The 20,339-nt window shown below is 70.7% G+C and carries 14 protein-coding genes; 9 read left to right on the top strand and 5 right to left on the bottom strand.

Features of this window, described 5'->3' with window-relative positions; all coding sequences use genetic code 11:
- Positions 1–499: 499 nt before the first annotated feature.
- The 4 genes from KUTG_RS54805 (at position 500) to KUTG_RS45760 (ending at position 3,807) form a co-directional block, all read left to right on the top strand.
- On the top strand, positions 500–1,645 hold the full coding sequence (locus KUTG_RS54805) for an HNH endonuclease signature motif containing protein (protein ID WP_052396196.1): 1,146 nt from the start codon (positions 500–502) through the stop codon (positions 1,643–1,645).
- A 230-nt stretch (positions 1,646–1,875) separates the two neighbouring features.
- Positions 1,876–2,415, top strand: a complete 540-nt coding sequence (locus tag KUTG_RS45770; RefSeq protein ID WP_043726192.1) for a GNAT family N-acetyltransferase — start codon at positions 1,876–1,878, stop codon at positions 2,413–2,415.
- Between the two features lie 33 nt (positions 2,416–2,448).
- Complete coding sequence (locus KUTG_RS45765) at positions 2,449–3,117, top strand: SDR family oxidoreductase (RefSeq protein WP_043726191.1); 669 nt, start codon at positions 2,449–2,451, stop codon at positions 3,115–3,117.
- 99 nt (positions 3,118–3,216) lie between these two features.
- Positions 3,217–3,807 carry a DUF4232 domain-containing protein gene (locus KUTG_RS45760; RefSeq protein WP_052396195.1) on the top strand — a complete coding sequence of 197 codons (591 nt, stop codon included), beginning with the start codon at positions 3,217–3,219 and terminating at the stop codon, positions 3,805–3,807.
- 6 nt (positions 3,808–3,813) lie between these two features.
- Here the strand turns inward: KUTG_RS45760 and KUTG_RS45755 are convergent, their stop codons facing one another.
- Genes KUTG_RS45755 through KUTG_RS45750 form a run of 3 tightly spaced genes read right to left on the bottom strand, consistent with a single transcriptional unit; the run spans position 3,814 to position 10,820 of the window.
- Complete coding sequence (locus KUTG_RS45755) at positions 3,814–7,269, bottom strand: BTAD domain-containing putative transcriptional regulator (RefSeq protein ID WP_052396194.1); 3,456 nt, start codon at positions 7,267–7,269, stop codon at positions 3,814–3,816.
- 51 nt (positions 7,270–7,320) lie between these two features.
- Entirely contained in the window at positions 7,321–7,767 is a 447-nt protein-coding gene (locus KUTG_RS57340; protein WP_198047562.1) for a helix-turn-helix transcriptional regulator, read from the bottom strand.
- Positions 7,764–10,820, bottom strand: coding sequence for a BTAD domain-containing putative transcriptional regulator (locus KUTG_RS45750; RefSeq protein WP_043726190.1), 3,057 nt, complete (start codon positions 10,818–10,820; stop codon positions 7,764–7,766). Before KUTG_RS45750 ends, KUTG_RS57340 begins: the two co-directional genes overlap by 4 nt.
- Before the next feature lie 533 nt (positions 10,821–11,353).
- On the opposite strand from KUTG_RS45750, the gene KUTG_RS45745 reads away from it, so the two are divergent.
- The 4 genes from KUTG_RS45745 to KUTG_RS45730 all read left to right on the top strand — a co-directional run bounded on the left by KUTG_RS45745 (position 11,354) and on the right by KUTG_RS45730 (position 17,801).
- Entirely contained in the window at positions 11,354–13,756 is a 2,403-nt protein-coding gene (locus tag KUTG_RS45745) for a helix-turn-helix transcriptional regulator (RefSeq protein WP_043726188.1), read from the top strand.
- A 350-nt stretch (positions 13,757–14,106) separates the two neighbouring features.
- Positions 14,107–16,383, top strand: a complete 2,277-nt coding sequence (locus tag KUTG_RS45740; RefSeq protein WP_198047561.1) for a LuxR C-terminal-related transcriptional regulator — start codon at positions 14,107–14,109, stop codon at positions 16,381–16,383.
- An 87-nt stretch (positions 16,384–16,470) separates the two neighbouring features.
- Complete coding sequence (locus KUTG_RS45735; protein ID WP_043726184.1) at positions 16,471–17,088, top strand: helix-turn-helix transcriptional regulator; 618 nt, start codon at positions 16,471–16,473, stop codon at positions 17,086–17,088.
- Between the two features lie 47 nt (positions 17,089–17,135).
- Complete coding sequence (locus KUTG_RS45730; RefSeq protein WP_052396193.1) at positions 17,136–17,801, top strand: helix-turn-helix transcriptional regulator; 666 nt, start codon at positions 17,136–17,138, stop codon at positions 17,799–17,801.
- Positions 17,802–17,997: 196 nt separating this feature from the next.
- Here KUTG_RS45730 and KUTG_RS45725 read toward each other — a convergent pair whose 3' ends face one another.
- Positions 17,998–18,252 carry a hypothetical protein gene (locus tag KUTG_RS45725; RefSeq protein WP_043726181.1) on the bottom strand — a complete coding sequence of 85 codons (255 nt, stop codon included), beginning with the start codon at positions 18,250–18,252 and terminating at the stop codon, positions 17,998–18,000.
- A gap of 330 nt (positions 18,253–18,582) precedes the next feature.
- On the opposite strand from KUTG_RS45725, the gene KUTG_RS54800 reads away from it, so the two are divergent.
- Positions 18,583–19,332: a VOC family protein gene (locus tag KUTG_RS54800; RefSeq protein WP_052396192.1), complete on the top strand. Its 750-nt coding sequence runs from the start codon at positions 18,583–18,585 to the stop codon at positions 19,330–19,332.
- Here the strand turns inward: KUTG_RS54800 and KUTG_RS45715 are convergent, their stop codons facing one another.
- Positions 19,333–20,253 carry an NmrA family NAD(P)-binding protein gene (locus KUTG_RS45715; RefSeq protein WP_198047560.1) on the bottom strand — a complete coding sequence of 307 codons (921 nt, stop codon included), beginning with the start codon at positions 20,251–20,253 and terminating at the stop codon, positions 19,333–19,335. It abuts the gene before it with no gap.
- Positions 20,254–20,339: the final 86 nt, after the last annotated feature.

Below are 20,339 nucleotides of genomic sequence, written 5' to 3'. Positions count from 1 at the left end.
GCATCTGCCGGAGGATGCCGCAGTTCTGCGGTGGGTGGATCGGCCTGGCCGTGCTTCGCGGGCGTCGTAGGGGGTTGCGTTTGGTGCGGTGGTGCGTCGGGCGTCCGCACCGCGCAGTTGCCTGTCGGTTGGTTGCCAGGTCCGCGCTACCAGGCAGCCATGGTCGCCTACACCGGGCCTTGAACGCCGGTCGTGCGTCGGGCGTCCGCACCGCGCAGTTGCCGTCTCCGCCCAATCTCTCTTCGGCATGCGGTGCTGGAGTGGAAGGGGCGTGAGGCGAGTGGTGAGCGGGTTGCGTTGCGCGGCAAGGGGTGGGTGGGTGCGCGCGTTTACCGATGGCTTGGGACGGGTCGGAAGGTTGGGGGTTCGATCATGGAGAGGGAAGCGTTGTAAAGGGGGCAGGAAAGCGCTTTCCAGCGAGGGAGATTTGGGCCGCCACGATCGTGTATAGGTTGGTGCATAACGGAAGTCGATCACATATCGGGAGTAGAATGGGGGTATGTCAGCGAATCCTGAATTCCCTGCCGGCACCGAAGGGTGGCGGCACGGCGAACTGGAGCTGTGGCAAGCAGGCGAAGAAGCCGAGAGCCTGTATCGGGCGATCTACATCCAGCAGTTGGAGCGGGTGTGGGAAGTCTGGGACCGGTCGTGCCGGTCGAAGGAGGACCGGACCTCGATCGTGTCGTCGATGGTGCTCCACTGGCGGCTCACCATCAGGGAAGCGCGTGAGCGGCTTCGGTACGCGGAGTTGTTCCACAGCCAAGCGATCCGTGAAGCAGGCCGCGCTGGGGCGTTGGATCGGCAACATCTGAAGATCATCCACGAGACGTTGCGGATAGCGCCGGCGGTCGAGCGGGACCGGGTTGAGGCGTCGTTGTTGGAGAACGTCCAGTTCGACGAGGGCGAGTTCAAGAACATCGCGCAACGGATCCTGTTCCACCTCGACCAGGACGGCAAAGCGCCGGACGATCGTGAACTGCGGGCGCCGAAGCGGGAGTTCCGCTTCGAGCGCAAGCTGGACGGCAGCATGGTGTTCTGGGGAATGCTCGACCAGGAGTACGGGGCGAAGATCGCGGCGATGCTCAGTGCACTGGCCAAGCCCACCTCCGGCACAGACCCCCGCACCACCGCCGAACGACAAGGCGACGCGTTCGCGGAGATCATCGAACTCGCCTCCCGCAGCGAAGGCCTGCCGGAGCAGGGCGGCGAACGGCCGCACCTGACGCTGTCGATGTCGTTCAAGGACTTTATGGACAACACGGGTGTGGCGAAGGTCGAGGGTGGCGGTGTGATGAGCGCGGCGGAGGCCCGGCGGATCGCCTGTGACAGCACGGTCATGCGCCTGGTGCTCGGGGCCGGCAAAGAGATCCTGGATGTGGGACGGCAGCAGCGCACGGCCCCGAAGGGGATCCGCAAGGCGCTGATCGAGCGGGACGGCACCTGCGCGTTCCCGGGGTGTCAGACGGAGCCGGCGCGGTGTCACGCTCACCACGTGGTTGAGTGGGCGAACGGAGGACCCACCAGCCTGGACAACATGGTGCTGCTGTGCGGGGCGCATCACCGATTGATCCACCACAGTCGGTGGACGGTGAAGATGGTGGACCAGCGGCCGGCGTTCTCCGACGGGCTGGACGAAACGGCGTAACGGCCCGAGACGGGGGATCACCACGACGCCGGAGATCACGCCGACCGGCGCCGCACACTGGGTGGACTGAGCCGGAGCGCACCAGGGATGCCGAGCAGCGCAGTGCGCCGACACCGGGAACCAGCGCCGGCGACGGCGAAAAGGCGTCAGCAGCAAACAGCCGACATCGGCGGCGGCCCGGGCCGGGAAACCTGGTTGCCGGGCGGGTGGCGCTCGTATAGCAAGGAGCGGTGATACAGGGCGAAAAGATCGGGCTGCGGGCCCGGCACGAAAGCGACGTCGCGGTACTGCACGAAGAGCTGTACGAAGACGTGGCCACGCGGGCACGGGCGGACTCACGGCCGTGGCGGCCGACGCCGGTGGAGTCGGGGAAATCGCCGTTCACGGTGACGGGGCCGTCGGACGAGGCGGCGTACTTCTCGGTGATCGAGCTGAAAGAGGGGCAACTGGCGGGCGAAGCGCTGCTGTGGGGCATCGACACGCACAACCGGATGGCGCACATCGGGATCGCGCTGAGGCCGGCGTTCCGAGGAAGAGGGCTCAGCGTGGACGTGCTGCGAACGCTGTGCGAATACGGGTTCGCGGTCAGAGGACTGCAACGGCTGCAGATCGAGACGCTGACGGACAACGGCGCGATGCTCGCGGCGGCGGCCGGAACGGGGTTCACGAGAGAAGGAACGCTGCGAAGGTCGGCCTGGGTGTACGGGGCGTACGCGGACGAAGCGATCCTCGGCCTGCTCGCGGACGAATGGGCTCCCACGAAAAGATAGACTAGACGCTACGTTGCGTCTAACCTGGTGGCTATGAACACTCGACAAGGGCTGGTCATCGGGGCGTCCAGGGGGCTGGGACTGGGGCTGGCGGAGGAACTGGCGCGGCGGGGGTGGCGGGTGATCGCCACTACCCGAGGGCAAGGCGAACTGGCCGGAAACGAACGAATCACCCAAGAGCGGCTGGAGATGACCAGCGCGAAGCAGCGGGAAGGGCTGCGAGAAAGGCTCGAAGGCCAAGAGCTGGACCTGCTGTTCGTGAACGCGGCGATCGACCGGGGCGATCTGCCGATCACGGAGGTGCCGGAAGAGATGTTCACGGAGGTGATGGTGACCAACGCCTACAGCCCGATGCGGACACTGGAAGCGCTGAGAGGGCTGGTGAAACGGGGCGGCACGGCGGCGGTGATGTCCTCGGAGCAGGGCAGCGTCGCCAACAACACGGAAGAGGGCTACGAGCTGTACAAAGCCAGCAAAGCGGCCCTCAACCAGCTCATGCGCAGCTACGCGACCCGACACGCGGACGACGGCCACACGAAGCTGCTGATCGACCCGGGCCACAACAGGACCAGCCTGGGCGGACCGGGCGCGGAACTGGAGCCGAGGGACACGGTCCCGCAGGTGGTGGACGTGCTCGAAGCGCAGGCGGGGGCGCAAGGACTGCAGTTCCTGGACCGGCGCGGGGAGACGGTCGCCTGGTAGATCGGGCGGGCAGGCCACCTGCCCGAACGATTCGGCGATCAACCTCCAGGGCGGCCACGCGTCTACTGTGGTGAGACCCGACGAACCTGGAAGGTGCGCATGACTCGGATTCAGACCATCCTCGGTGCGGTCGCCACGGCGACGGCGGCGGTGGTGCTGGCAGGCTGCGGCAACTCCAGCGCGACGGGAGCGCAGCCGAACACCCCGGCCACGACCACGGCGTCCCAGGCGAAGACCCAGACCCAGAACGCGAGCAACACCAACGGAAAGATCAGCGCGGACCTGAACCACCAGCAGTCCCCGGGCTCCGAGATCCTGGTCCTCACGAACAAGGGCACCAGGCCGATCACGGTCCAGGGCTGGCCGGAACTGAGCTTCCTCAACGCCCACAACGACTCCCTCACGGTGCCGACGGAGAAGGTGAGCCAGCCGGGCGCGACGGTGCCGAGCACGCTCCAACCGGGACAGTCGGCGTTCGCGGGCGTGAAGCTGATCAGCGGCGACAAGGGCGACCCCAGCACCTTCGTGGCCACGACGACGAACCTGACGGTCCCGGGCGCCCCGACGGTCACGGTGAGCCTGATCGGCGACGACGGCCACGCGGCGGAATACCCGGAGCTGGACCTGAAGTCGATCCAGGTGGGCACCTTCCAGCCGTCGATGCAGGGTGTCAGCCCGGACGCCTGGTGACCGGGGCTACCCGGGACTGACCCCGGCGGCGATCAAGCGGGCGGTCGCGCGGCGCGAGCCCCACGCGGCGCCGAGCGCGTCGAACTGCCGCACGGCCCTCGCATGAACGTCCAGGGCGTCCTCCCTCAGGCCGGCCGAGGCCAACAACACGGCGGCGTCCTCCAAAGCGAAGGCGGCCTCCACGGGGCGGCCGACCTCGAAGTAGTGCTCGGCGGCGGCCAGAGCGGCGGTGGGATCGCGGTTGATCAGCGCATGGCACCGGGCCACGGCGATGGCGGCCCGGGCGGTCACGGTCTCCCGCTTGGCCTCCATCTCGCAGACTTCCAAGGCTCGGCGGGCAATGTCGAGCTTCCCGGCCTGCAAAGCGATACGGACGGCATCGGGCAACCACTGGTGCCGCAACATCATCGGCGCATACCGTTCGTCCAGCACGTGGGTCAACGCGATGAGCGCGGCATCGGCCTCGCCGTCCCGTTCGGCGGCCAAAGCCTCGGCCATGATGAGGAAATCGCAGTTCTCACGGTCGGCGGAGGTCAACAGGGGCAGCTCGTCGGCGGCTGCCAGGTGGGCGGTGGCGGCGTCGCCCTCGTCCCGCAGCACGGCGATCAGGGCGGCGACACCGTGGAGCAGCAACAACATCGGCCCGCTCTCGCGCAGACCGTGGAACGCCATGTCCAGACCACGGGCGTCCACAACGGCGTCCAGCGTCTCCATGGCCGAACCCCAACGGCCGGCCCAGTAGTGGTTGACGGCGGTCGCGACCGGAAGCCCGGTGGGCAACCGGTCGCGCCGCATCAACTGCTCGGCGGCCAGCAAGGTCTCATCGGCCTCGGGCAGCCGGTCGAGGTTCTGCAGGCTGAAAACGCGGTTGTCCAACAGGCTGAGCTCCAGGTGTGAGAGCTCGGCGTCGGTCTGCGGCCCCTGCTCGATCACCCGCAGAGCCTCGTCGACCAAGCGCAGCGCCTCGACGTGATCACGCTGAATGGTCCGGAACAGCCACAGCATCTCCAACGCGTACGACCGGGCGAAGGTGTCGCCGATGACCTCGGCCCGCCGCACGGCCTCCCACGCGGTGGCCTCGCCGGCGTCGAGCTCCCCCAACCCCATGCCCAACCGCCCGGCCAACAACGCCTGACAACGGGCCCTCCACACGTCGGACGCCTCCGTGCCGTGCACGGCGGCGCGCAACGCCTCCACGCCTTCGCGAGCCAGACCACGACGGTACAAGGCACAACCGAGAATCCACTGCATCTCCCCCACCAACTCGGGGTCCGCAGTGGACATTAGAACCGAGCGTGCCTCGTCTTCCGGAGACTCCCCCAGCCAGTAGGAAACCCGGGCCAGGTCGGCGGTGACGCCCTGCACCCGAGGATCGGACGGCGCGGCGCCGGAAACGACCCGGCGCAGGAGGTCGACGCCGATGTCCGGGGCCTGGGCGGCCACTTTCCTTCCGTGCGAACAAACCCAGCCGATGGTCCAGTCGTCGACCGACAGCGGCGCGGCGGCGAGCTGACGGGCCACGGTGTCCACGGACGCGCCGGCCCGGTCCAACTGCTCGGCGGCCTGCCGGTGCATCGCGGCTCGCACGGAATGGGCTATGCGCTCGTAGAGCACCTGGTGGATCAGCGGATGCCGGAAGGCCAGCCGATCGCCGCCAAGGAAGAGCACACCGGCGGCAATGGACTCCTCGACGGCCGGATCGAGCTCGCCGACCCGGCACATCAGCACGGCGGCCAGGTCCTCGGCCCGGAACTCGGTGCCCAGCAAAGCGGCGTGCTGCAACAGAGTCACGGCCCCGGGGGACAAGAACCCGAGGCGGTGCTCCAGCGCCGACACGAGCGAGACGGGGGTGACGGCCTCGGTCGAGGTGCCGGCGTCGGCGGTGCCGGCCGAGACCTGGACCGCGTTGTCCCGGACCAGAGCGTCGACCAATTCCTGAACGTACAAAGGGTTTCCGCCGGCCCGGCCGGCCATCCGCCGCAGCCCCGGCCCGGGCGCCGCGCCGACGATGCCCTCCATCAGCTGATAGACGGCCTGCTCCGACAAGCGACCGAGCCGCATCATGGCGCTGCCGTGCTTGTCCACAGTCTCCCGCATGCTGTCCAGGGCCACCGAACGCGGCATCGGCCGGCAGGTGCTCACCAGCAGCAGCGGAAGCCGGTCGGTGGCGCGGGCCAAGCGGTTCCACACCAGCATGCTGGCCTCGTCGACCCACTGCATGTCGTCGACGACGATCGCGACCGGCCGCTCGGCGCACAGCTCGTGCACGAGGTCGACCAGGATGTCGATGGCCACCAGGGCGCTGCTGGCCCCGCCCAGCAAAGTGGGGCTGGTGGTCGACTTCTCGATCAGCTCCGCGGCGTGCGCCCGGCGGGGATCCGGGGAGTCGGTGTCGACGGCGAGGCACTCCAGCATCGCGCGGAGCGGGAACCGCAGGGCCAACTCGTCGCCGGACGCCCAACAGACCTCGACCGGCGCGGAGTCCAGGGCGCCGAGACCGGCGGCGATGAGCTCGGACTTGCCGATGCCGGGCTCGCCGTCGATCCACACCGCCCGGCCGTGCCCGGCGACCAGGCCCGACACCGCCGCGGTGAGCTGGGCGACCTCGGACTCACGGCCGACGAGCCCACGGGCCCGTGGGCTGGGCCGAACTGGCCTAGGCACGACAGCGACCGAGCCCGAAGGACCGGCCAGCGTCGGGTCGTCGGCGAGGATCTGCTGGTGGACGCGGGACAGCTCGGGACCGGGCTGGGCGCCGAACTCCGCGGCCAGCATGGTGCGCGCCTGCTGGTACTGGTCGAGCGCGTCGGCCTGCCGGCCGCACCGGTACAAGGCGATCATCAGCAGCCCGCGCAGGCCCTCGTGCAGCGGATCCTGGCCGACCAGCGCGGTCAGCTCCGGCACGAGCTCGGCATGCCGCCCCAGCTGCAACAACGCGGTGGACCGGGTCTCCAACAGCATCGAGCGGACGACGGTCAGCCGGCGTCGGCAGGCCACCACGAACGGCCCCGGCAACCCGCTCAACGGCTCGCCGTGCCACATCGCCAGCGCGTCCTCGGCCAGGCCCGCCGCGGCCGCCGCGTCGCCGTCGGCCAGGGCGTTCGCGGCCTCATGGGACAGCGACTCGAACCTGGTCGCGTCCACCGCGTCGGCGTCGACCAGCACCCGGTACCCGGTGCCGTCGGACGGCAGCACGGCGCTCACGCCGCGACTGGACCTCGCCGGTTCCAGCGCCCGGCGCAGCCCGGAGATGTAGGTGAACACGCTGCCCCCAGCGGTGGCCGGCGCCTCGTCGCCCCAGACGGCCTTGATCAGCTCCTCACGGGACATGCTGCCGCCGTTGCGGAACAGCAGGGCCGTGAACAGCGCGCGCTGGCGGGCCGGCCCGAGTTTGATCTCCACGTCCCCGCGCCACGTGCGCAGCGGGCCGAGCACCTCGATCGTGAGTGCCTCGGATGCCACAGTGCCCCATTTCCCCAGTACGGCCGCGAATTCGAGGGACGACAACGTCCGCTAGTGGTCGACGGCGGCTCTGAATACTCGGTTCTCCAGCTCCGACCGCGTCCGCACGGCCAACTTCTGCATGACGTGCGATATGTGCCATTGCACGTCGCGGCGGGGCAGCGCCAGCTCGCCCGCGATCTCCGGATTGGCCTTGCCGGCGGCGACGAGCGTGGTGATCCGCCGCTCGATGTCCGAGAGCGTGTGCCAGCCGGCGACGATCGGCTGCCGCGCGGTGTCGTCCGGCGCGAGGACGCCGCGCCGGAGCATGGCCTGCTCCGTCAGGTCGATGTCTCGCGACGCGCCCAGCTCGGCATAGATGGTGAGGGCGTTGCGGAAGGTCAGGTTGGCCATGGCGGTGCGGCCCCGTTCGGCCAGCGCGGTCCCGGCGTCGACCAGCGCGTCGGCGGCCTCGACCAGCCGCCCGAGCTCCGTGAAATGCCGGCCGACCAGCGTCAACGTGTCCGGATCGCGCTCGACCAGCGCTTCGCACCAGCGCTGGGCCCACTGCGCGCGGCCCGGCTCTCGCTCTCGGTCGGCCTCGGCCCGGCTGGCGTCCACGGCGGCCTGCACACGGTCCGAGTCCCCGCTTCGAGCCCGATCCGGACCACCATGGGCAGCCATTGATGGCGCGCCATCGACTGGCCGTAGTTGAGATCGGACAGCGGATCCAGCTTGTCGCCGTCGACGATCGACCGCGCGACCAGGAGGAAGTCGCTGCCGTCCTCGTTGCGGCGGCCGCTGACCGGCCACGCGTCCAGGGCCCGCAGATGTGCCTGGGCGCCGTCGTTGTCGCCCCGTCGCACGGCGATGAGCGCGGCCAGGCCGCGCAGCCGCAGCAACGTGGTCGACCGGTGCTGGCTGACGCTGTCGAGCAGATGCTTGTCGGCGAGATCGAGGTCGGCGACCGCCTCGTCCCAGCGCCCGAGCCAGTAGTGGTGGATCGCCGCGGTCACGTGATGGCGCGCGGTCAGGTACGAGCTCCGGTGGCTGCCCGCACGCGCCTGGGCCAGCGCGGCCGACGCCTCGACCGGGCGGTCCATCTTGTCGAGCGTGATGGCCCGCATGTCCAACAAGACCATGCGGCGCTCGGCCAGGCTCGGCACACCGGCGGTGACGGCGAGCGCGCGGTCGACGTGCCGCAACGCCGCCGCGTGGTCGCGGCGGACGGTCTCGGCGTACCAGAGCTCGCGCAACGCCTCCGAGATCGCGGCCGGATCGCCCACGGCGACGGCGGCGTCCAGGGCGCAGGTCGCGGCCAGCAGCACGACCGTGATGTCCGAGAAGGTCTCGCGTTCGATCTGCGCCCGCAACGTCAGATACCGAGCCCGCCAGTGCGCGGGCAGCGACGCGAGACGGCCGGCCTCGCGGAGCCGGGCCAAGGCCTCGCTCACGGCTCCGAAGTGGTAGTCGAGGTGGGCGTGGATCGAGTGCAGCTCGCCGGCGATCTCCCTGTCGGTGGTGGTGGCGAGCAGGGCGGCCACGTCCTCGCGCGGGTCCAGCTCCAGCGCGCCGAGCAGCCGGATCCGCCGCAGGGCGAGCATCTCGTGCTCCGCGGGCAGCAGGGACGGCCCGGCGACGGCACGCGTGAGCAGCTCGGTGGCGAGCTGCGGGGCCGCGAACCCGATGGCCTCGGCGTTGGCCAGCAGCCAGCGGAAGGACCACGGGTCGACCGGCGGCACAGCTTGGACCAGCTGGGCGGCCACCCGCTCGACCGGGGCGCCGGCCGCGGCCAGGGTCTCGGCCGCCTCGCGGTGCAGCACCGCCCGCTGGGCCGGCTCGGTGCCGTCGAGCAGGCGTTGCCGGACGGCCTCGTCGCGGAAGGCCAGGCTGTCCCGTGTCTCGACGAGCACGCCGGCGGTGGTGGCCTCCCCGATCGCGCCGGCCAGCGCCGCCGCCGGCACGCGCATGATCCTGGTCAGGTCGCCGGGATAGAACTCGGGACCGAGCAGCGCGGCCCAGCGCAGCACGTCCCGTGTGTCGGAATCGAGCGATTCGAGCCGGTCGATGGCGATCCCGGAGGCCACTGCCGCCATGTCGAGCTCGAAACCGGCCGCGCTGGCCCGCCGGGCCGCGGCCGCCACCGCCACGTCGAGAATGTCGTGGGCGTGCCGGGGATTGCCGGCGGCCCGGCGCAGCAGCGGCATGAGGGACGCCGTGTACGAGTGGCGGAGCCGGCCCATGGCCAGCACGGAGACGTCGTTCGAGGCCAGGGGTTCGAGCTGGATCACGTGGCCGCCGGTCATGTGCACGGCGTTGTGCAGCTGCACGGTCTCGCGCCTTCGCGGGAAGGTGCGGCAGGTGGCGGCCAGCAGCAGCGGCAGGTAACGGGTCAGGCGTGACAGCCTGGTCCACGCCAGCAGGTCGGTGTCCCGGCCGAGGTGGATGTCCTCGACGACCAGGACCAGCGGCGACCGCCGGCACGCCTGTTCGACCGCGGTCAGCAGCTGGCCGATCGCCTTGCCCGGCCCGGCCAGCTCGTCCCCCCGCGCCCACACGGTCATGCGGTCGCCGGCCAGCGCCTTGGCCAGCAGGGACGACTTGCCGATGCCGCCCTCGCCCTCGACCCAGACGCACGCGCCCCGGCCCTGGTCCAGGTCGTCCAGCAGCGCCGTGAACCGGGCCAGCTCCGGCCGCCGTCCGACGAAGAGCTCCGGCACGGCCGGTCGTTTCCGCTCCAGGGCTGTCAGGTGGTCGACCGCCGACGCGGCCGGGCGGGGCATCCAGGTGGTGGCCCCGATGTCCTCGGCCGTCAGCGGCTCCCCGTCGAGAATGCGGCCGCGGATGTGACGCAGCGCGGCGCCGGGGTCGATGCCCAGCTCGGCGCTGAGGATCTCGCTCGTCTCGTCGTACAGCCGCAGCGCGTCGTCGCGGCGACCGGCCTTGTAGAGCGCCGCCATGAGCAGACCGCGGGCTCCCTCCCGCTGCGGGAACCGCGCCACCGTGGCCGCCAGGCCGTCGGTCGCGTCGACGTGATGGCCGAGGATGAGGGCCAGCGCGGCCCGGCGTTCGAGGGCGGTGGCCTTCAGCTCGGCCAGCCGGGCCCGGTACAGCTCGGCGAAGGGCACCTTCAGCCCGTCGAGGCCGTCGCCGTGCCACCGGCCGACGGCCGCGTCGAGGGCGTCGACCGCGGCCTGGAGGTCGCCGTTCTCCCAGCTCCACTGGGCATCCCGCTGGTGCTGCTCGAACTGCTGCTCGTCGAGCTGGTCGGGTTCGAGGGCCAGCGAGTAGCTCGACTCGATGGTGGTCAGGATCGAGCCGTCGCCGGCGAGGGCCTTGCGCAGCGCGGAGATGTAGGTGTGCAGGATGCCGACGGCCTTGGCCGGCGGCGCGTCTCCCCAAATGCCGTCCACGAACTCGGTGCGCGAGACGGCCTTGTTGGCATTGGCCGCCAGGATGGCGAACACCGCGCGCCGCCGCCCGCGGCCGAGGTCGATCTCCGCCTCGCCGCGCCAGGCCCGCACGGGGCCGAGCAGCTGAATGCGCAGCCGGGACGACTCGGTGGAAGTCACTTCGGCTCGCGGTGGATGGATGCCCCGTGGATGGATGCCCCGTGGATGGATGCGCTGCGGCCGATTCCGGGGCGCGCGCTTCGACTTTCCATGACTGGATCATCTTAGCCGTCACCAACTCACGTCGTCGGCGAGTGTCGGTCGAATAACCGGCCCCGACGGGCAACAGCCGAGGTCAGCGCGGTCGAACGGGAAAGCGAGCGCCCGTCGCGAGGATCGGGTCAGGTTTGGTCGTGAAACGTTGGTTGCCCGAACAACCCTGCCTGATTCGATCCTCCATCGTTCAAGAACAGGGGAATTACCTGAGCGGACACCGATACCCTACCAGTCCACAAAGGACAGTCGGCGTGCGCGGAATTCCTTGAACCCGCGAACACCCACCGTGCCGGGCAGGTTGCACCGCCGGCCGCCGATGGCTCGAAGGGGCAGTCTCACTGGGCGGCCGTCACTCGTGAGGCTCGATCCGCTCGACCGCCGCCCACGATGTACCAGACGAATTCCGGGAATCTCGGGTCAGGGAGAGTGGTGGTCGCATGCCGTCGGCCAACGGGCGGGACGCCGAGTTGTCCGCACTCGATTCCGCACTCGCCGGCATCGGCCCGCGCCGCCACGTCCTCGCCGTTGTCCGCGGCCCGCGGGGCATCGGGAAATCGGCGCTGCTCGCGGCATTCGGCCGCCGGACATCGAGCGCCCGCGTGCTGACCGTGGCCTTTCGGGATGGCGTCCCGGCCTGGGACGAGTTCGGCGCCACGGCGCTCCTGCATGCCGCACAACGGCATTTCGAGGAATTCGCTGAGCCGAGTGTCGCGGCGTCCATCGAAGCCGTGCGGGGATTGACGCAGCCGCTGACATTTCGATCGCCCCAGGGGCGGTCCGGCCTGTTGACGGAACTCGCGCGGCTGTTCGGCCGTCTGAGCCGGCACAAGGACGTTGTCGTGCTGGCCGACGATGTGGACGCGTTGGCGTCGCCGGCCAGCGCGCTGTTCGCCATGTGCCTGCCCCGGTGCCTCGTCGTCGCCACGTGCACCGACGACGACAGCCTGTGCGGTCTGGCCGACCACGTCGTGAATCTGCGGCCGTTGCCGGCGGAATGTGTCGAGCCGCTGCTGGCCAAGGCGTTCGGGACGCCCTTCGACGAGGCCACGTTGGGCCGCCTGCTTGCCGCACTCGGCCCGCTCGGGCGGCATCCGGCCACGCTGCTGTCCACTGTGGACGAACTGCGGCGCGAGGGCCGGCTCGTTGTCGTGCACGGGCGTGCCTGCATGGCCGACTTCCCGATCATGGTGCCGGCCGGGCATGAGGCTGTGGCCCATGTGCGCGGCTTCGGCGTGGTCGGCGTCCATCTGGTGGCCATGGCGGCGTCCGTGTCGTTCGGCGTCGATGACCTGCCGATGCTGGTCGCGGCCGTCGGCGGCACGGTGACGGAGTACGGCGACGCGGTCGACGAGCTCGTGCGGCTGAAGGTGTTGGACTGCGGCGCGGACGGGCAGCTGACGTGCCCGAGCCCGGCGCTGGCCGCGCGGGTGCTGGCCGAGGCCGCCGAGGCCATCAGCGACATGCACGCCGCCGTGGCCCAACACCTGAACGGCGACGAAGCCGTGATCGCCGAGCACCTGTCTCGCAGCTCCCTCCGTCACGACAACCTGCTGATCAGGCAGGCCGAGCGGGCCGCCGACGAGGACACCGCGGCCCGCTGGCTCCTCGCCGCGCGGCCCCGGCCGATCACCGCCGAGTTCGCCCGGCTGCTGACCAGGACCGGACGCGCCGAGGCCCTCCTCGACATGGCCGCCGACGCCCCGCTGGACGCCGACGCGGCGGCCGCGGTCACCGTCGCGGCCATCCACGCCTGCCGCCCTGTCCCCCACGCCGTCCGGACTGCGCTGCCGGCCGCCGCCGCGTTCTCCGACCGCTGGCTCGCCGACGAACCGCTGCGGCCGTCCGACCTCACGTCCTGGTGCGGGCCGCTGTCGCAGTCTCAACGCGCCGAGCTGGCCGAGGCAGCAGCCGTGCAGGACGTCGCCGCCATGCTGGACGTGGTGCACGGCTCGGGTGCCCCGGACTCGATGCCGTCGCTCTACCACCGTGTCCTGCGGGGTTACCGCACCGGCGACTGGACGGCCGTGCTGGCGGCGACCCGACGGCTGGAGCTGGCCGGCGCGCAGGCCCCGATCGCCCGCCTGCTGGCCGCCGAGGTGTGCGCCGAGCAGGGCGACGAACGTCAGGCACTGTCCTGGCTGGCTGCGGCCGGCGCGCGGCAGCCCGTGCTGCGGGCCTGGGTCGAGTGCGGCATGCGGCTGCGGGCCGGCGACCACGCGTTCGACCTCGGTTGGCGCGCCTACCTCGACGCGCCCACGGCGCCCGGCCACGAACAGCTGCTCATGCGGCTGGTGGTGATCGCCGTGCTCGCCGACGACCCTGTCCGGACCGCCCTCGTGCTCGGCAAGATCGAAAGCCGCTGCCTTGCCCCTGAGCTGCTGGTATTCGCCCGTGGCGCGGTCAACCGCGACCTCGACCGGCTGCGCAACACCGCCGATCTCTTCCGCCGCCGCGGCCACCTCCCCGAGCTGTTGACCGTGTGCCTGCTGGCCGGCGGCCTGGCCGCAGAGCCGCGGCCGTGGCTGCACGAGGCCCACGAGCTCGCCACCGTGCTCGGCGCGACGCCGCTGCGGGCCCGGGCCCGGGATCTCATGCGCCTGCGCGGCGTCACCGCCCCTCGGAGCACGGATCGCCCGTCCACGCTGTCGAGGACGGAGCTGCTGATCGCCTCGCTGATCCGGCAGGGCCGCACCAACCGGCAGATCGCCGTGACGATGCGGATGAGCGAGAAGACCGTGGAACACAACCTTTCCCGGGTGTTCGCCAAGACCGGCGCCCGTACCCGGGTCGACGTCGCGGCGGCCATGGTCAAGGGCCGTCGCCGGCGGGTGACTACATGAAGGAGACCTGAGGTGGGTGAAGTCGTCGTGGTGTCCCCGGCCGGCCTGTGCATCGCCTCGGGCGACGGCCCCCGGGTCACGTCGTGACCGACATTGCCGGCCTGGTGGCCGGCGGCGACACGCCGCTCATAGCCGTGGTGGGACCGGTCGGAGCGGGTCAGGACGCGCTGGTGGAACGATTACGGGCCACGCTGGATCGCGCTCCGCACGTCAGATGCTCGCCGCATCCGCTCGGGGCGTCGCTGCTCTCCTCGATCACTATGGCCGGCGCCGTGCGCTGGACGCACGCAGGCCCGCTGACGGGTGCAGTAGCTCCGCCGGAACGGACTGCGGCGGCCATTGTCTCTGCGTTGCGGCGAGCCGATATCCGTGTGCTGCTGATCGAGGACGCGCACTGGCTGGACGCCGATTCGCTGGCAGTGCTGGAATCCCTGGTCCGGGCCGGCGTGACCTGCGTGTGCACGGCCGAGCTGCCGGGCTCGCCGGTGGCGCGAGATACGTTGCGGCAGTTGTGGTCCGAGGGACTGGCGCAGGTGCTGACCCTGCGGCCGCTCGGGCCGGCCGCCATCGCCACGGCCACCCACCAGGCCCTCCAGGCCCGCCCCGAACCGGAGCTGGTGGCCGCGCTGGGCCGGTTGTCCGGCGGGTTGCCGGCCGTCTTGTCGAAAGCGCTTACCTCGGTGGTCCACTCCGACGGCGTGGCCTTCGCCACCGGCCGCGCCCACCTGATCGCGCCGGTCAGCGCTGTGTTGCCGGCGGATCACCCCGTGATCGCCGCGATCCGACGAGGTGGGCCCGAGGAGTGGCCGATCGTCAAGGCGATCGCCGCGCTGCACCCGATCGGCGCCGGCCTGCCGACCCTGGTCGCCGCGATCCTCGGCGCCGCCCCAGATGCGGTCATGGCGGTGATCGGACGCCTGTGCCGGTCGGGTGTGCTGCGCCGGAGTCGGCACGGGTGGCGGTTCCGGTCCGAGGCGGTGGCGGCGACGATCGCCGGCCAGGTTGGGCCGTTCGAACGACGGCTGCTGGCCGGGGCCGCCGTCACGGCGGTGTGGGACGGCGGCGCCGAGCACGTCGACCCGACCTACTACGCGGATCGGTTGGCGGAGGCGGGAAAGCTCGTCGACCGGGAGACCGCGTGCGAGGAACTCCTGGCGTGCGCCGACCGGCTCAACGGCCCGGCCAGCGAGCGGTGGCTGCTCGCCGCCGCCACCGTGACCGCCGACGACCAGCGCCGCTTGCGAATCCTGATCCGGCACGCGCAGGCCTGCTATCGGCACAGGTCGTACGAGGAATGCCTACGCAGCGCCGAACGCGTGCTGCACGAGCACGGTGACAGCCTGTCCGACGCCGAGATCGACGTCTTGACGCAACTCACCGTGCTGGCCCGCCGCGTTGTCGGCAAAGGCAAACCGTCCGCGCCGGCCGACGTCGCCCGCCACGCGCTGAGCCGTGCCACCGATCTTCTGCTGGACGGCCATCCCGACCACGCGCGGCTCCTGCTGACCGCGCACGAAGGCGACTGGCGGGTCCGGCCCTCCACCGCCCGCCTGGGCCATCTCGTGCTGGCGCAGGCCCATCTCCTACTCGGACGGCAGGACCGTTTCGAGCATGCCCTCGACGCAGCCGGCAGCCACTGGGAAGTGGCCCACCTGCGCCTGCTGCCGGCGCTGCTGGACGCCGACGCCGAGGCCGTCGAGAAGATCCTGGCGTGCACCGGCATCGCGGTCGAGCGGCTGGCCCCGGCTCATCGGGCGGCGATCACCTTGCTGCGCGGGGACTTCCGGCTCGGCGAGAACCTCGCCCGGGCCCTGGGCAACGGGTCCGACGACATCGCCTCCACCGTCGTCCAGGAGCGGATCGCCACCCTCGCGTTCGCCCGTGGCCAGCTCACACTGAGCCGGGACCTGATCACCGGCGCCCGCAATGTCGGCGCCGCGCTGCCGTACCTGCTGGACTCGGCGGAGGCGAAGATCGACCAGGCCCTCGGCGACCACGAGCAGGCCCGAACCCGGCTGCGGCAAGGCCTGGCCCGTGCCGCCGATCGCAGCACGGTCCTGGGCACCGACCGGCTGTGGGCGCAGCTGGCCGAACTCCAGCTCCGGCGGGGCGACATCGACGGGGCGCGGCGATGCTGCCGCGAGGCCGAGCGGGTCTCCGACTCCCCCGGCGTCCGGCTCCGCGCGCAGGTGGTCCGGGCCATCGTCGAGCGGGACGCCGATCTGGCCAGTATCGCGATAGGCCTGGCGACGGACCGCCGGCAGCCGCTCGAATTCGCCACCACCGTTGGGCGGCTGGTCAGCCATGGCCTGGCCGATCCCCGGATTCTCAAGCAGGCCTACGAATTCGTCGAGGAGCTCGACGCGCTCCTGTGCCGCTCGTGGCTGCGGGGCCTGATGCGGGACCACGGCGTCGTGGTGCCGGGACGACGGCAGACGCTGGCCGAGAACGAGCGCCTGCTGGCCGTGCTGGCGGCCGACGGCCTGACCAACAAGCAGCTGGCGACAGTGCTCCAGGCGTCCGAGAAGAGCGTCGAAGGACGGCTCAGCCGGCTGTTCACGCGGTCCGGCTACCAGTCCCGGGTGGAGCTGGCGGCGGCCGTGCACGCCGGCGAATATCCCCTCTGACGTGCCCGGACAATTCGGTGGAGAGCTCATGAAGTGACAACCGGAAGACTCGTTCCCATCGAAGGCGAGTCTCTGGGGGACATCGACATGCGACCGACTTTCCGGGTGGCCGTGCAGGCATCCGACCCGATCAGCCACGCCGGTATCACGAGGTACCTCGCCTCCCGGCCCGAGGTCCGGGTGATCACTCCACCGCGGGCCGACGCCGACGTCGTGATCCTCGTGCCGGACCGGCTCACCACGCAGAACCTGGCGGCGATCAGCAGGGACGTGCCGCACTGCCCGGCGATCCTCATCGCCAACAAGGTCAGCGAATCCGACCTGCTCGACGCCGTCCGCTGCCGCATCATGGCCGTGCTGCCCCGAGCCGCGGCCACCGACGAGCGTCTGCTCGACGCCATCGCGTCCGCGGCCTCACGGGACGAGTCCTCGCCGGCCGACCTGCTCGGCGAGCTGGTCGCCCGGGCCGAGCACCTCCAGCACGAGGTGCTGGCCGCCCGCGGCCTGAACTTCACGGACATGAACGCCCGCGAGGTGGACGTGCTGCGGCTGATGGCCGACGGCTTCGACACGGCCGAGATCGCGCAGAAGCTGTGCTACTCGCAGCGGACCGTGAAGAACATCATCCACGGCGTCAACAGCCGCCTTCACCTGCGCAATCGCCAGCACGCGGTGGCATACGCCATGCGCACCGGCGTCATCTGACGCCCTCGGTCGAGGGCCTGTGAAGTAGAGAACCGGAAACTGAAACCATGATCCAGCAGTCACCTCGCCCCGTCACGCGGGCGGCGGTCGTCGACGTCGCCGTGCACGCCTCGGACCCGCTCAGCGCGCTCGGCGCCGCCAGCCTGCTCGACGGCGACATCCGCCTGCGGGTGCTCCCCGACGAGGACCAGGCCCGCGCAGAGGTCGTTGTCATCATCGAGGAGTCCGACGAGGACACCTACTCGTGGGTCCGCGCCATCCGCGCGCAGTCGAAGGCCGACCCGGCGCCGCGCTGTGTGCTCGTCACCGACGACTTCCGCGCGGTCAACCCGCTGATCGCCGTGGAGTGCGGCGTGGCGGCGGTGCTGCCGCGCGAAGGCCTCCGCGCGACCCGGCTCGTGCAGGCGATCCTGGCCGTGCACAGCGGCGTGGCCTTCCTGCCGCCCGCCATGCAGGGCGAGCTGCTGACCGAGCTCGCCCGCATGCGGCGTGACGTCCTGGAACCCAACGGCCTCACGATGTCCGGGCTGGGGGCCCGGGAGCGCGATGTCCTGCGGCTGCTGGCCGAGGGCATGGGCACCGACGAGATCGCGGCCGAGCTGTCGTACTCGGAGCGAACCGTGAAGTACGTGCTGCACGGGCTGATGGCCCGCTACAACCTCCACACGCGGGCCCACGCCGTGGCGTACGCGATGCGGGCCGGCGTGGTCTGAGCCTGCTCAGTAGAGGATGATCAGGTGCCACTCGCCGGGGCCGGTCTGCGGGCAGGCGAAGCCGTGCAGCACGCGATGAGCTTGCGCATGACGCTCCTCTGTGGACCGGATGGTGGTCGACGGCGAATCCCCGCTGGGGGTGGGGGAAACGCCGTCGACATGTCTGCGGACCTGGCGGCGCCCGCAGCGGATCGGGTCAGAAACGGACCTGGAAACCGGCCGTGCCGGCACCGAACTGCCCGTGCGCGTAGGCGGTCTCGTTGAAGCCGCCGCCGAACCAGTGACCGAGGTTGATGGTGGCACCACGGTAGTTGGCCAGCACCACGATGAGGTCACCGCGCTCGTCCGGCCCAGCGGAGCTGCAGCGGCCCGGCTCGACGACGGTCGTCTCCATACCGCCGCGGTTCGGCCACTGCAACACCGCCGTGTAGTCGCTGTCCGACGCGACCACAACGCGCCGCCCCCGGCCGGCGCGGCGTCGGCCGCCGCCGGGGCGAGCGCCAGGCCGGCAGCGGTCAGTCCCAGCGCCGCGAACGGCCGTCGCACCACGGGTGGCCAGCGTTGAAAACATGCGCACTCCTCAAGGCTTGATTTCCCCAACACCAGCAACGATAGGCACGCTCGACGGCCCTTCAACGCCGCCGGCGGAAATACCGGGAAATCCCTCAGCAACCGAGCTCCAGGTGGCCACTGTCACCGCCAGGTCGCAGACGGACTGATCCGACCTCTTGACGTCTAAGTTACGAATGGTAACTTAGACGTCGAGAGCAGGGAGCGACGGATGCGCCATCTGACCCGGTTGGACCACGGCCTGGTGCTGGTCGACGACCTCACGGCGGCCCGGGATGCCTACGCACGCCTAGGCTTCGTACTGTCGTCGCGGGGCGACCACGGCGCGGAGATGGGCACCGCGAACCACACCGTGATGTTCGACGACACCTACCTGGAGCTGTTGTTGGTGGTGAACCCGACGCCGTTCAACAGCGAGTTCCAGCAGGCGCCCAAAGGCCTGATCGCCGTCGCCCTGCACGCCGACGACGCGGACGCGGCGGTGGCCGAGGTGCGCGAAGCCGGTGTCACGGCAACGGATCCGTTCACGGTCAGCCGCGATGTGCTGCTGCCCGACGGCAGTAAGGCCGAGGTGACCTTCCGTACCTCGATCTTCGACCAGGTCGGCCGGTCACCGCTACGGCTGTTCTGCAGCCAAAGCCTTACCCCGCAGCACGTCTGGACGCCGCCGATGATGGCCCACCCGAACACCGCGCACACCATCCAGCGGATCGGCGTGGTCACCGACGGAAAGGACCTCGGCCTGAGCGAGGTCTTCGGCGACATCCCGATCGTCGCCCTCGACCCGGACGACTACACCGCAGCCGACCGCGTCGTCGTCACGCTGACCGTCCGCGACATCGCCCAGGCCAAAGACCTGTTGCTGGACAGTCAGGTCCGCCTCAGGGAGACGGACAACGGCATTGTCGTCCCGCCCGAGGAGGCCTGCGGCGTCACGCTCGAACTCACCGAACGGCCGTGATCACGGCTGCGGCACGAAGAGCGGCCCGCTGGTCTCGAAGTAGGCCTTGTTCTCGGTGACGTACTGCGAGACCGACAGCGGCGCTCGGCCGCCGATCCGCGAGACGATGTCGTTGACACCGGCGAAAATCCCGTGCTGGTAGTCGACGGCCACGTTGCTCAGGTGCTGAACCCGGTGCGCCGGCATCCCCCGGTCGGTCATGGCCGAGGCGAACTCCTCCACGCTGATCGGGTCGTAGTGCACGGGAAGGCCAAGCGTCGCCGACATTTCCGCGGCGATCTCGTGGTGGTTCAGCTCGACCGGCCCGTGCAGGCTGTAGACGGCGCGGTCGTGCGGCTCGGGATCCAGCAGCAGCGCGGCGATCACGTGCGACTGGTCGGATCCGGCGATCGGAGCGTGTCGGCCTTCGCCGAACGGGAGCCGCAGATAACCCTCCCCGTCCCGCTTCTCCCACCACAGCTTCAGCCACCCGGCGAAGAACGTCGGCCGGATGTGCGCGGTGAGCAGATCGGTCCGGTCCAACAGCCTTTCCCCCAGCCAATGCTGCCGTGCCGCGTTGCTCCGGGCCTCGCGGCGGGCGGAGATCTGCGACATGTTGACCACCGAGCGGACGCCGGCCTCGGTCGCCGCCTGCGCGAAAGTGACGGTGGCCTCGACCAGGCCGGGCAGGATGGGGTGGCAGAAGTAGGCGCCGCTGACGCCCTGCATCGCGGCCGTCACGCTGTCGAGGTCGTGCAGGTCGCCGAACACCACCTCCGCGCCGGCCTCGGCCAGCGCCCGGGAACGCTCGTCGTCGTTGTGGGCCAACGCCCGCACCCGATGCCCGCCGGCCAGCAGCAGGTCGACGGTGCCGCGCCCGGTCTTGCCGGTCGCACCCGTGATCAGGAACAGCCCGGCCATCAGTCGGCGTCCAACTGGCACATGACAGACCTCCTTGGTTCATTCACTGAACCGTAGCACGGGTCAGTTCGGTGAATGAACCGTCAAGGTCCGGGGAAACGGTGTGA

It is taken from the genome of Kutzneria sp. 744, from assembly GCF_000568255.1.
Lineage (GTDB): Bacteria > Actinomycetota > Actinomycetes > Mycobacteriales > Pseudonocardiaceae > Kutzneria.
Note: the sequence above shows the minus strand (reverse complement) of the source record. Positions and strands in the feature narration are given on the sequence as shown.

Excerpts from the sequence above, each read along its gene's own strand:
- KUTG_RS54805 (WP_052396196.1), top strand. The coding sequence starts at position 500 with ATGTCAGCGAATCCTGAATTCCCTGCCGGCACCGAAGGGTGGCGGCAC.
- KUTG_RS45765 (WP_043726191.1), top strand. The coding sequence starts at position 2,449 with ATGAACACTCGACAAGGGCTGGTCATCGGGGCGTCCAGGGGGCTGGGA.
- KUTG_RS45760 (WP_052396195.1), top strand. The coding sequence starts at position 3,217 with ATGACTCGGATTCAGACCATCCTCGGTGCGGTCGCCACGGCGACGGCG.
- KUTG_RS45745 (WP_043726188.1), top strand. The coding sequence starts at position 11,354 with ATGCCGTCGGCCAACGGGCGGGACGCCGAGTTGTCCGCACTCGATTCC.
- KUTG_RS45735 (WP_043726184.1), top strand. The coding sequence starts at position 16,471 with ATGCGACCGACTTTCCGGGTGGCCGTGCAGGCATCCGACCCGATCAGC.
- KUTG_RS45730 (WP_052396193.1), top strand. The coding sequence starts at position 17,136 with ATGATCCAGCAGTCACCTCGCCCCGTCACGCGGGCGGCGGTCGTCGAC.
- KUTG_RS54800 (WP_052396192.1), top strand. The coding sequence starts at position 18,583 with ATGCGCCATCTGACCCGGTTGGACCACGGCCTGGTGCTGGTCGACGAC.